Consider the following 11739-nt stretch of genomic DNA (forward strand, 5'->3'; position numbering starts at 1 on the left):
CGGAGAACGGCCGGGAATGGACGCTCACTCACCGCCCGGACACATCGCGTGGTCGGCGCCGACCGGTGTCACCGCTTCCCTGATCGATCAGGGCCTCAGAACAGCGCCGGACGCTCCAGCTCCAGCAGTGTCCGCTTACGCTCGATGCCACCCGCGTACCCGGTCAGCTTCCCGCTCGCGCCGATGACGCGATGGCACGGCACGACGATCGGGATCGGGTTCGAGCCGTTGGCAGCGCCGACGGCCCGCGACACCACCGGCAGATAGCCGAGACGGGCGGCGACCTCGCCGTAGCTCGCGGTCTCGCCATAAGGGATCTTGCGCAGCTCGTTCCAGACCTTCTGCTGGAACTCCGTGCCATCATTCGCGAGCGGCAGATCGAAGTCGCGTCGATCACCCGCGAAGTACTCGTTCAGCTGCTCCTCGGCGCGATCGAGGAGATCGTCGTCGATGCGCCGGCCGCGCGGGGTCGCGTCGAACTCGATGCGCGTCAACAACCCGGCCGATGTGTGCAACCGCAGCCCGCCGATCGGTGAGTCCATCCATCGGGTGCTCATGAGTCCATCCTCTCGTCGGTGATGCTCTGCCACAGGTGCAGGGCGGCATAGGAACGCCAGGGCCGCCAGTAGTCGGTTCTCTCCTCGGTCAGCCCGTGCGCCGCCAGGGCGCGGCGCAACACCAGGTCGGTGATGGGCAGGATGTCGGGATCGCTGAGGGCGCGCATGACGATGTAATCCGCGGTCCACGGGCCGACACCCGGCACCTCCAGCAGCCTGCGCCTCGCATCGGCACGATCGACGCCGGTGTCCAGCACGAGCTCGCCTGCCACGAAGGACCGCGCGACCGCCACCAGCGCACGGGCGCGCGACCGCGGCATCGAGAAGCCGGTCTCCGGCGCGTCCACGACACTCTGCGGCGACGGGAACGCGTGACTCAGGCCGAGCTCGGCCGCCATCGGCAGATCGACGGCGGATCCGTGTTTCCGGGCCATCTCGCCCAGCACCGTCCGCGCGCCCGCGACGGAGACCTGCTGGCCGACGATCGCCCGGACCGCGACCTCGAAACCGTCGACCTGGCCGGGCAGCCGCAGCCCGGGGTGGCGATCGACCAGCAGCGCCAGCACCGGGTCGGAGGTGAGCGCGTCGTCGATGGTCGTGGGATCGGCATCGAGGTCGAGCAGACGGCGGCAGCGGTGCACGGCCGTCTGGGTGTCGGCGAGGTCGGTCAGCTCCAACCGAGCCTGCACGGCATCGTCGTGGAGAGTCAGGTCGACGACAGCCGGCCCGTGCGGAAGACTCACGATCCGCGCATAGCGACGTTCCTCCACTCGCTCGACGCCGGCGATCGCCCGGGCGCCGAGGAAAGCGGTGAGAGCCCCGGCCGCGAAGGGCCGCCGCACCGCGAGCCGGATCTCGAGGCGTCCACCCCCGCGAGAAGCACCTCGCCTCAGATCCCGGGGAGCGAGCGCATACGCCGTTCGCATCGTGTCGTTGAACTGCCGAACCGACCCGAAACCGGCGGCGAACGCGATGTCGGCCAGGGGCAGGTCGGTGGACTCGATGAGGGTGCGAGCGAGATGAGCGCGGTTGCTACGAGCGACCGAGAGCGGTCCGACACCGAGCTCGTCGACGAGGGTGCGATGCACCTGCCGCTCGCTGTAGCCGAGTCGTCGCGCCAACCCCGTCACGCCCTCACGCTCGACGACTCCGTCGGCGATCAGGCGCATCGTCCTGGCAGCCAGATCGCCGCGCAGATTCCATTCCGGGGAACCGGGCGTCACATCCGGCCGGCACCTGCGGCACGCGCGATAGCCGGCGGCCTGAGCCGAGGCCGGATCGCGGTAGAAGGTGACATTCTCCCGCTTGGGAGTGACGGCGGGACATGAAGGACGACAGAAGATGCCCGTGGTGCGCACCGCGGTGAAGAAGACGCCGTCGAATCGCGCATCGCGGGCCTGCACGGCGCGGTAGCGGTCGTCATCGGTCATGATCCCATCATGCGCCCCCGCACAGAGGATTTCTGGCGGGAATCAGACATCACCGTCAGCGTGCTGCGGTCCACGAACGACTCGACCCCCGGCCGATGAGGACCGGGGGTCGATCGCTGGTAGCCCCGACGGGATTCGAACCCGCGCTACCGCCTTGAGAGGGCGGCGTGCTAGGCCGCTACACAACGGGGCCAGCGAGGGAAGACTCTACCAGGCGGGCCGAGCAGACAGACACGGGACCTCCTGGCGAGTGGTGCGATCGCGACCGCGAGTGGTACAGATTCGCCCCTCGATGAGCGTTCGGAGGGCGAATCTGCACCACTCGCGGCCCAGCACCGGCACTGAAATGAGAAACTCCCGAACCTGCGATGCAGGTCCGGGAGTCTTCGATGTCTGGAGACATCGCACTGGTAGCCCCGACGGGATTCGAACCCGCGCTACCGCCTTGAGAGGGCGGCGTGCTAGGCCGCTACACAACGGGGCCAGCAGGAGAAGACTCTACCAGCCCGCTGCCGCACCCTTGTCACCCACCCTCGAGCGACCTGCGCGGCGCCAGCACCGCTCCGATGACGGCGACCGCCGCCGCTACCCCGAATGCCGTCGGCAGGCCGGCGAGCTGGGCGACGAGACCGATCAGCGGCGCACCGAGGGCCTGCCCGAGAGCGAAAACGAGAAAGGACAGCCCGACCCCGGCGGCGGGCGTCCGCCCGTAGATCCGACTGCCCCAGATCAGCACGATCCCCGTGAGAGCGATGTAGGCCGCGCCGAACACCGCCAACATCGCCCACGCGCCAGCGATCTCGGGCCAGGCGGCGAGCAGACCGGTCGTCGCGGCCAGAAGCACGGCGACGAACTGCCACGCCCGGCGCAGACCCAGCCGTCCGATGGCATCGCCCGCTGCAGCTCCCGCAAGGCCACAGGCTCCGAGGAGAATCCACGCGACGAGCGAGAAACGTTCGCTCTGCCCGCCTTCGGTCACGAGCATCTCCCGCCCGAAGGTCCAGATCGCCGAGCTGGACAGCCCCATGGTCGCGGCCGCCACGAGCAGGTGCGCGCCACCAGACGGCAGCAGGGGCCGCGGAAGCATCTCCCGCGGCATCGGTTCGCGCGGGGCCGGAGTGCGGACGACGACGGCGGCCCAGATGGTGGCGACAGCGCACATCACCGCGAAGGCGAGCCATCCGATCCGCCATTGGTCCCGGACCAGCAAGGCGACGGGGCCCGCGACAGCGACTCCGGCTCCTGTGCCGGCGTTGACGACGGCTTGGATCCGGTCACGATCCTTCGCCGGCACGGCGTGGGCGACGGCATGCGCCAAAGGAGGTGAGGCGACGCCGGTGCTCGCCCCCGCAACGATCACGCCGACGGCGAGCATCACGCCATGAGGCGCCACCGCGACCAATGCGGTTCCCACCGTGGCCAGGCCGCCGGCGACCGCCACGAGCGGCCGCGACCCCCAGCGTGGGATCAGCACGGTGGTGACGGCGATCGCCACGCAGTAGGAGACATAGGAGCCCGCGGCGATCACGCCGATGACCGTGGCGGTGAGAGCGAATTCGTCCCGGAACGCGGGCACGAAGAGGCCGTAGGCGAAGCGCGCCAGTCCGTAGCAGACGGCGATCAGCGACACCCCCGCCCCGGCCAGGCGCAGGGTCTGGACCTTGGCGGAAGGCGCCCCTTCGTCGAGCGTCGTCACCTCGACGTGAACTTTACAGATCTGTGAACCATGGGTGTCACTGTAGGTACACTGATCGGTGAAGTCAACCGAGAGGGGCGATCATGTCCGCAACGCAGAGTGCACCCGATCCCCTACGCCCGCCTGCCCTGACGCCCGGCGCCACTCGCCTCCTCGATGTCGCCTCGGGCCTGTTCTACGAACGCGGCATCCACGCCATCGGCGTCGACACGATCGCCGAGGAGTCCGGCATCACCAAGCGCACTCTGTATGACCGGTTCGGCTCCAAGGACGGCCTGGTCGTCGCCTATCTGCAAGCCCGACACGCACGCTGGTGGGAACTGCTCGTGCAACGCGTTGACCACGCCGACCGCCCCCGGGCGCTCACCGTCTTCGATGCCTACGTAGCCGACGAGCTCTCCTCTCACCGCGGCTGCGCCTTCCTCAACGCCGCCGGCGAGCTGTCTGTCGACCACCCCGCTCATCGCGTCATCAGGGCCCACAAGCACGCCGTCCGTCATCTGCTGGCCGAGCTGCTGCGCGCCGAGGCATCGAGCGACGCCGATCGCGAGTCCGTCGACACCACGGCCGACCATCTCTTCCTCCTCCTCGAGGGCGCCATCGTCCAGCGTGGGCTCACCGGCGACACCTCCCCCGTCCTTCGAGCCCGTGCGATCGCCGCAGATCTCCTCACCTGACTCCGGGACGGAGCTGGAGCCCGAGGGCCAGCACCGCCACGAGCGCGACCGCCGAGATGGCGATCGGCAACGACGCGACCGTGGCAACGCCGCCGATGGCCGGGCTCAGAGCGATCGTCGCGGTCCGCATCGTCCAACCGATCCAGGTGACACCCGCGTGTGGCCGCAGACCCGGCAGAGCGTCGGCGCGAGCGAAGGCCAGAGGAACGGTGATCGCACACCCGAGGCCCGCTAGGGCCAGGCCGACCAGCGTCAACCAGGCTCCCGGTGACCATGCGGCCGACGTCAGCCCCCCGGCCACCGCGGCGAGGCTGGTGATCAGGGCGGCGCGGTGGCCGACGCGATCGATGAAACGATCACCCAGCAGCCGCCCGATGAACTGAGCGGTGAGCAGCACGCTCAGGCCGATGCCCGCGGACGATGCCGGCACATCGCGCTCGGTGGACAACAGAACCGCCGACCAGTTGTTGCCGACGTCCTCGACCGATATCCCTGCCAGCGCCACCAAGGCCAGCGGTGCCAGCAGCACCATGGCGTGCCGCCCCAGCGGACCGGGCTCCGCCTCCTCCGTGGACGTTCGGCGCGCCTCGGGAAGGAAGAGGCGTGCAGCCGCTGCCATCGCGATCACGCAAAGCGCACCCCACGCCGTGAGGTGGAGCGTCAACGGCACGCCGGCCGATGCCGCGGCGGTGCCCACGACTCCACCGATGGCCGCGCCGATGCTCCACCCTGCGTGCATGGACGTCAACACCGAACGTCCGTAGACCTCCTGCACGCGCAGGCCCTGTGCGTTCTGTGCGACATCGACCACGGCATCACCGAACCCGGCGAGGATCAGCCCGGCCACGAAGACCCCTGCGCTCCCGACCGCCACGCCGGAGCCGGCCACCACGAGCGCCAGCGCGATCCACGCGGTGCCGATCGCGGTCGTCCACCTCATCCCCAGGCGACGCAGCACCACGCCGGGGAGGTGAAATGCCCCTGCCGCACCGATCGTGAACCCCACGACCACGATCCCGAAGACCGCGGCGCTGAGTCCGAGGTCGTCCTTCACCTCGGCGTATCGCGCCAGCAGGGTCGCCGGGAGGGCTCCGTTCGTGGCGAAGGCGACCATCGCCGCGGCACGGGCACGACGAGGAGTGGCGGAATGTTGCACATCGAGCACTCTTGCCGTGGAATCGAACATGTGCAACGTGCGAATCGGCTCAAAACGATCGCCAACGCGGTCCGCGTCCCCGGCGGTGCCCGCGTCGGCGACCTGGCGCGGGCCACCGGCACGTCGCCGATGACCATCCGGCGCGACCTCGCCGAGCTGGAACGCCAGGGCGTGCTGCGCCGTACCCACGGCGGAGCGGTGAGCCTGCCCACGCGCGGCAGCCGCCTGCCGTTCGCGGTCCGCCTCGGCGGACATCTGGAGCAGAAGCAGTCGATCGCCACCGCCACCGTGGAGCTGATCCCCGATGGCTCCAGCGTGATCGTCGACGCCGGCACCACCTGCTCCGCCGTGGCCCACGCGCTGGCCGGACGCGACATCACCGCCCTGGCGCTGTCGGTACCCGTCGCCGCCGCCCTGGGCGAACGGCCAGGCGCTCGCATCGTCACGCCCGGTGGCCAGCTCGACAGCGATGAGCTGGCGTGGTCGGGGCACCGCGCTGTTCGCGAGGTGATCGACTTCCGCGCCGATGTCGCCGTACTCGGGGTCTGCGCATGGGACGAGGCCGGCGGTCTGACCGCATCGTCCCTGCACGATGCCGAGGTGAAGAAGGCACTCCTAGGGTCGGCTCGCCGGACGATCGCGGTGACCACGCCAGAGGCGATCGGCACCTCGGCGACCTTCACCGTGTGCCCGACCGGCCAGGTCGACACCCCCGTGACCACCCCGCTCCCCCAGGAGATGCGCGCCTGGATCACCGTGGCCGGCGTGGAGATCCTGGAGGTCGAGTCACCGGCTCCGTCACGACCCGGTGAGGAATGAGCCCGGTATCGAGCACATCCGTTCGCTCGCGTTGAGGTGCGGGGGCGACGAGGGATGTGACTCGGCGGTTGCCACGACAACCGCGGAAGCACATCTTTCGTCGGAGCCCAGACGGACGATGTGCTTTCAGGGCGGCTATGGCAACCACCGAAGCACATCGTCCGTCCTGGACCGGGTCGGTCGGACGCTGGTCATCGCCGAGAGACCGGGCGGATCGTGGTCAGGAAGACCGCGGTGAGGATGGCGAGAGCGGCGCCGGAGAGGAACATCCAGGACGCACCGCCTCCGAGGCCGCCGATGAGAGTGCCGAGGCCGATACCGACATAGATCCCCGAGGAGTTCAAGGCGACCACCAACGAGGCGTCCTCGGGTGCCGCGGCCATCAGGCGGTGCTGCTGTGGCGGGGTCTGGCACCAGGTACTCGCACCCCACACCCAGGTCAGCAGGGCGACGAGGATCACCGGGCTCGCCCCGGTCAGCACCAGCGCACCGAGCGCGAGCAAGGTGCCGGCCATCGCTGTGTATCCCGTCAGCAGCACGGCGGTGCCGCCGAAGCGATCGGTGAGCCGCCCCGAGGACTGCGCGCCGACGATCGCGCCCACGCCGTAGAGGAAGAGCATCTGCTGGACCGCCCCGCCCGTGACGTCCAGCGCCGCGAAGACCGGCACCGCATAGGCGTAGGCCGTGTACGCCGCGGCCATGCCCAGGACGGTGACCGGCAGGATCAGGCGCACCGATGGGACGCGCAGCACCGCCAGCCGCGTGCCGAGCGGCACGCGCGGACCACCGGGCAACCGCGGCAGGAGCACCATCAGTCCGGCCGCGACCAGCAGACACAGACCGGCGACCAGGCCGAGGGCCGGACGCCAGCCCATGACCCGCGAGGCGAGACCACCCAACGGCACGCCGACGGCGGTCGCGACCGTCAGCCCGCTGACGACGAGGGCGAGTGCCCGCCCGCGCCGCTCCGCCGGCACGAGGGACGACGCGGCCACTCCCGCGTTCGGGGTGTAGGCCGCCGCTCCCGCAGCGGCGAGCACCCGCGATGCCAACAACGCCACGAAGCCCGGCGCGAGCGCGGAACCGAGATTGGCGATCCCGAGCACGAGAAGCGCGGTCACCAGCAGCCGGCGCCGGGGAACCGTGGCCGTGACGGCGGCGAGCACCGGCGAGAGCAGTGCGTAGCCGATCGCGAACACCGTGACCGACAAGCCGGCCGTCGACGTGGAGACATCGAGGTCGTCTGCCAGCTCCGGCAGGAAGCCCGCGACGACGAACGCATCGGTGCCGACCGCGAAGGTGCCGAGCGCCAACAGCGGCACCGGTCCGCCACTCGACGCGGAGGAGCCACGGCCGAGCTTTAATGGGATGTTCAATATCCCGATTCTCCCTTCGCGGAGCCCACCGGGGATGTGGGTATCAGGTGTTCAGAGGCTCACGCGACGCGCTGGACGAATCGCCGGGCCCGCTGCGCCGCGGCCGGTGGAGCAGCGGCCAGCAGATCGGCCACGGTCTGACCGGCGAGCTCGCGCCGCCAGGCCAGCTCCGCCTTGCGCATCGCGACGGAGATGCCGCAAGGATGAGCGAACTCGCCGGCCTCGGCGAGCGTCCCGGCCCCGCGACGACGCACCTCGGTGCAGCGGAACGGGTCGACCCCGCCCTCGATCGCCGCGACGACGTCCATCAGCGTGATCGCCTCGGGCTCGCGGGCGAGGCGATAGCCGCCCCGCGCGCCCGGCTCCGAGGCGAGGATGCCCGCCTTGGCGAGCGGCTGGAGCTGCTTCTTCAGATACTGCGGCGGCAGCTCGAAGACCTCGGCGAGCCGGCCCACCGGCAGCGGCGCGAGGTCATCGAGCCAGGACAGGACCAGACAGCAGTGCAGTCCCCACTCGACCCCCTCGCTCATCCGCATGATCGGGATATTACACCTCCCGATTAAAGTGGCGAGCCCGAGGTGGCTACGAAGGATGTGCTTCTGCGGTTGCTATGGCAACCACCGAGGCACATCCTTCGTAGCCCGTCCCCGAGGCGGTGAGACAGCGTCCACCCGCACCGGCAGACGGACGCACACCCACCGCTCCACGGGAGTCGAGCGGAGCACCGTTATCGCAACTGGTGCAGCACGAGGGTCGCGAGGCCGAGGCACAGGAACACCATGAGCACACCGAGGATGAACACATAGGCCACACGCGCTCGGCCGGGACGGTAGTCGCGCACCAGGGCGGCCAGTCCGGCGGCGCTGTGCGCCAGCGCAGCGAAGAGGAGCGCCCCGTCCCAGACGACCCAGCCGATATCGGCCCAGCGGCGCGCGATGAAGTCCGAACCGGTGTCCGCGACGTCCGTGATGATGTGCGTCAGCGCGAAATGCCCCAGGGCCAAGAACACCAGCAGAATCCCGGTGCCGCGGATCAGCACGTAGTTGGCCCTCGCCGGGCGAAGGATGCCGCCGCTGCGCCGAGTCTCTCGGGTCACAGGACTGGCCATAAGATCACCACACTTCCTGCGATGGTCAGCGCGATGCTGACTGCCATCGTGAGCCAGAGGAGCCGAAGCGCTCCGGTCATGCCGATATCCCAGACGTCGATCGCGATCAGTCTCAAGCCGTTGAAGGCGTGAAAGCACAGCGCGAAGAGCAACCCGCATTCGAAGACCCGCATGAAGGCCGTGCCGTACAGCTCGTGCACGGAGTCATAGACCGGAACGGACCAGACGTATAGGGACACGTCGATCAGGTGGAGCAACAGGAACAACAAGATCGCCACGCCGGTGATGCGGTGCAGGTACGTGGCCCATCGGTTGGCCTCCGTGAGAGAAGGAGGCGTGCGCCCGAGACCGGAGACCGTCGCCAGTGTGGGACTGCCGCCACCGTCGAGTACGCGAGCGCGGCGATACATCACCAGCGTGACGGTGACGATCGCTACCGCGACCAGCATGAAACCGGCCATAAACATGGTCTGAGAGAAGGTCACGACTCAACCGCCTCGCCCGCCGGGGCGCTGTGGCTGAACTCGACGGGCGCCTCCGCGATATCGAAGCCCTCGCCGTCGAGCCGCAGCACCAGATACTTGAGCCACTCGTCGTCGCGCGACTCCGGGTAGTCCGAGCGCGCGTGCGCTCCGCGGGTCTCGGTCCGAAGCATGGCGCCGGTGGCGACGGCCCGGGCGACCAGCAATTGGTTACGCAGATCGAGCGCCTCCTGCCAGGCAGGATTGAAGGCGCGGACGTCCGGCACGCTCACCTGCTCCAGCTCGGCCTCCAGTTCGTCGAGCACCCCGGTGGTGTCGGCCAGACCGTCGGGGCTGCGGACCACGCCGCAACCCACCCACATGGTGTCCTTGAGTCGCCGCGTGATGCCGAAGGGATCGGGACCGTCCGCTCGAGCGGTCGGTGCCAGCGCGGTCTCGACCGCTCGCCGGACCAGCTCCCGATCGGGCTCTGGGGGTGTGCCGCGTTCCGCCGCCAGCCGGGCCGCGGTATCACCGGCGCGAGCACCGTAGACCGTCGACTCGGCGACGCCGTTGCCGCCGAGACGATTGGCCCCGTGCACTCCCCCGGCGTCCTCGCCGGCGACCAGGAGGCCCTCGATCTCGGTGAAGCAGTCCCGATCGATGATCGCGCCGCCCATGTGGAAGTGGGCCGTCGGCGAGACGTTGACCGGCCCGGTGGCGAGGTCGGAGCCGATCAGCCGGGTCCGCTCGACCATGCCGGGGAAACGACGCTCCACCTCATCCTTACCCAGATGGGAGATGTCGATGAGCACGCCGCCCTCGGGAGTCCCGCGACCGGCCATGATCTCCAGGTAGCTGGACCTGGACACGACATCGCGGGTGGAGCGCTCCAGCCGCTCGGGATCGTAGTCGCCCATGTACCGCTCGCCATCGGCGTTGTACAGGTGAGCACCCGCCCCGCGTAGTCCTTCCTCCAGGACGGCCCCGGTCATCCGGGACTCGCCGGCCAGCAGGCCGGTCGGATGGAACTGCATCATCTCCATGTCACGCACGGGCAGTCCCGCGCGCATCAGCATCGCGACGCCATCGCCGGTCTTCTCTCGGGCGGGCGCGGCGATCTTGAACATGGTCGCCGCGCCTCCCGTCGCCACCACGACCACCGAGGCCCGCACGATCAGGAACTCTCCGGTCTGGATGTCCAGACAGCTCAGACCCGCGCAGCTGCCGTCCCGGCCACGGAGGATCTCCAGGGCGCGGGTGTCCTCGAGTTCGCGGACGCCGATCCGGAACATCTGATCGCGCAGTCGCGACATGATCTCGATTCCGGTGAGATCGCCTCGGTGCACCGTGCGGTCGAAGGTCTGCCCGGCGAAGGCCTTCTGCTTGATGGTGCCGTCGGGGTTGCGGTCGAAGAAGCAGCCGACCCGGGTCTCCAGCTCGTGGATGACCCGCGGAGCATCGTTGACCAGGGTCCAGGCCAGCTCCTGGTCGTTGAGGTATTTGCCGCCGGCGAGGGTGTCGCTGAAGTGGGCGTCCAACGAGTCGGCGTCGTTGAGCACCGCGTTGTATCCGCCCTGGACCATCCGGGTGCAGCCCGACCGACCGACGGCACCCTTGCTGACGACGGCGATGGACAGGTCTGGGTTCGCCGTGTGGGCGTGCAGGGCGCACATCAGCCCGGCGCCCCCGCTGCCGACGATGGCGATATCGGTCTCGATCTGCGCCAGAGTGGTGTCATTCATCGGTCCTTCATCCTCCCGGTCCGGGCGGCGCGGATGGCCCGCGCCGGATCGAGGCCCTTCGGGCAGACGCCCGTGCAGCCGTACATGAAGTGACAGCGCCCGACGCCGTCGTGACCCTCGATGATGTCGAGCCGCTCCTGTCCGGCGGTGTCACGGGAGTCGCTGATGAGCACGAAGGCCCGATTGAGCGCGGCGGGCCCGATGAACTGTCCATCGTCGCCCGCGAACCCGCAGCTGGAATAGCAGGCCCCGCACTGGATGCAGTCGAGGGCGGGATCGATGGCCTGGCGCTCTGCCGAGTCCGGTGCCACGACGGCCGGCTCCGGCAGCCGCCCGTCTTCGGGGCTGACATAGGGGACGACCCGCTGCCACTGCTCCCAGAACGGGGAGGTGTCGACGATCAGATCCCGGATGACCGGCATACCGGCCGCTGGCGCGATGTCGATCCGCTGCTCCCCCCGCTCGACGATGCGCTGACAAGCCAGGACCGACCGTCCGTTGACGCGCACCGTGCACGTGCCGCACATCGCGACGCGACAGGAGAACCGGAACCCGAGGGAGTCGTCGTGCTCGCGCTGGATCGCCAGAAGCACGTCCAGCACCGTCATCGGCGTGATCCGGTCGACCGTGAAGCTGCTCGCGGAGTCCTCGGACGATCGGTGGACTCTGACCTCCACCCGTTCTGCTCGGCCTTCGGCCTTCGCAGCGCTCATG

12 protein-coding genes and 2 tRNA genes are annotated in these 11739 nt (G+C 69.5%); 2 read left to right on the forward strand and 12 right to left on the reverse strand.

Annotated elements, in window-relative coordinates; all coding sequences use genetic code 11:
* Window positions 1–95: 95 nt before the first annotated feature.
* The 5 genes from JL108_RS06970 to JL108_RS06990 form a co-directional block, all read right to left on the reverse strand.
* The gene (locus tag JL108_RS06970; protein ID WP_143914338.1) at window positions 96–557 is read right to left on the reverse strand and encodes a methylated-DNA--[protein]-cysteine S-methyltransferase; all 462 of its coding nucleotides are present in this window, start codon (window positions 555–557) and stop codon (window positions 96–98) included.
* Window positions 554–1987 (reverse strand): DNA-3-methyladenine glycosylase 2 family protein, encoded by a 1434-nt coding sequence (locus JL108_RS06975; protein WP_205196368.1) that lies wholly within the window; start codon window positions 1985–1987, stop codon window positions 554–556. The genes JL108_RS06970 and JL108_RS06975 overlap by 4 nt, the downstream gene beginning before the upstream one ends.
* A gap of 117 nt (window positions 1988–2104) precedes the next feature.
* Window positions 2105–2180, reverse strand: a tRNA-Glu gene (locus JL108_RS06980).
* A 215-nt stretch (window positions 2181–2395) separates the two neighbouring features.
* A tRNA-Glu gene (locus JL108_RS06985) sits at window positions 2396–2471 on the reverse strand.
* A gap of 39 nt (window positions 2472–2510) precedes the next feature.
* Entirely contained in the window at window positions 2511–3683 is a 1173-nt protein-coding gene (locus JL108_RS06990) for an MFS transporter (protein ID WP_205196369.1), read from the reverse strand.
* 83 nt (window positions 3684–3766) lie between these two features.
* On the opposite strand from JL108_RS06990, the gene JL108_RS06995 reads away from it, so the two are divergent.
* A complete protein-coding gene (locus JL108_RS06995) occupies window positions 3767–4360 on the forward strand; it encodes a TetR/AcrR family transcriptional regulator (RefSeq protein WP_205196370.1) in 594 nt (197 codons plus the stop codon).
* On the opposite strand, the gene JL108_RS07000 is transcribed toward JL108_RS06995, so the two are convergent.
* Window positions 4353–5516, reverse strand: coding sequence for an MFS transporter (locus JL108_RS07000; RefSeq protein ID WP_205196371.1), 1164 nt, complete (start codon window positions 5514–5516; stop codon window positions 4353–4355). The two genes, JL108_RS06995 and JL108_RS07000, sit on opposite strands and share 8 nt — an antisense overlap.
* Window positions 5517–5546: 30 nt before the next feature.
* Between JL108_RS07000 and JL108_RS07005 the strand changes: the two genes are divergently transcribed.
* Window positions 5547–6335 carry a DeoR/GlpR family DNA-binding transcription regulator gene (locus tag JL108_RS07005; RefSeq protein ID WP_205196372.1) on the forward strand — a complete coding sequence of 263 codons (789 nt, stop codon included), beginning with the start codon at window positions 5547–5549 and terminating at the stop codon, window positions 6333–6335.
* Window positions 6336–6526: 191 nt separating this feature from the next.
* Here JL108_RS07005 and JL108_RS07010 read toward each other — a convergent pair whose 3' ends face one another.
* The 6 genes from JL108_RS07010 to JL108_RS07035 form a co-directional block, all read right to left on the reverse strand.
* A complete protein-coding gene (locus JL108_RS07010) occupies window positions 6527–7711 on the reverse strand; it encodes an MFS transporter (protein WP_205196373.1) in 1185 nt (394 codons plus the stop codon).
* A gap of 59 nt (window positions 7712–7770) precedes the next feature.
* On the reverse strand, window positions 7771–8247 hold the full coding sequence (locus JL108_RS07015; protein WP_205196374.1) for an Rrf2 family transcriptional regulator: 477 nt from the start codon (window positions 8245–8247) through the stop codon (window positions 7771–7773).
* Between the two features lie 191 nt (window positions 8248–8438).
* Window positions 8439–8807 (reverse strand): hypothetical protein, encoded by a 369-nt coding sequence (locus JL108_RS07020; RefSeq protein ID WP_205196375.1) that lies wholly within the window; start codon window positions 8805–8807, stop codon window positions 8439–8441.
* Entirely contained in the window at window positions 8804–9304 is a 501-nt protein-coding gene (gene sdhC, locus JL108_RS07025) for a succinate dehydrogenase, cytochrome b556 subunit (RefSeq protein WP_205196376.1), read from the reverse strand. The genes JL108_RS07020 and sdhC overlap by 4 nt, the downstream gene beginning before the upstream one ends.
* Window positions 9301–11025, reverse strand: coding sequence for an FAD-binding protein (locus tag JL108_RS07030; protein WP_205196377.1), 1725 nt, complete (start codon window positions 11023–11025; stop codon window positions 9301–9303). Before JL108_RS07030 ends, sdhC begins: the two co-directional genes overlap by 4 nt.
* On the reverse strand, window positions 11022–11738 hold the full coding sequence (locus tag JL108_RS07035) for a succinate dehydrogenase/fumarate reductase iron-sulfur subunit (protein ID WP_205196378.1): 717 nt from the start codon (window positions 11736–11738) through the stop codon (window positions 11022–11024). Before JL108_RS07035 ends, JL108_RS07030 begins: the two co-directional genes overlap by 4 nt.
* Between the last annotated feature and the right edge of the window lies 1 nt (window position 11739).

The sequence above is a fragment of the Aeromicrobium sp. YIM 150415 genome, from assembly GCF_016918125.1.
Classification (GTDB): Bacteria; Actinomycetota; Actinomycetes; order Propionibacteriales; family Nocardioidaceae; genus Aeromicrobium; species Aeromicrobium piscarium.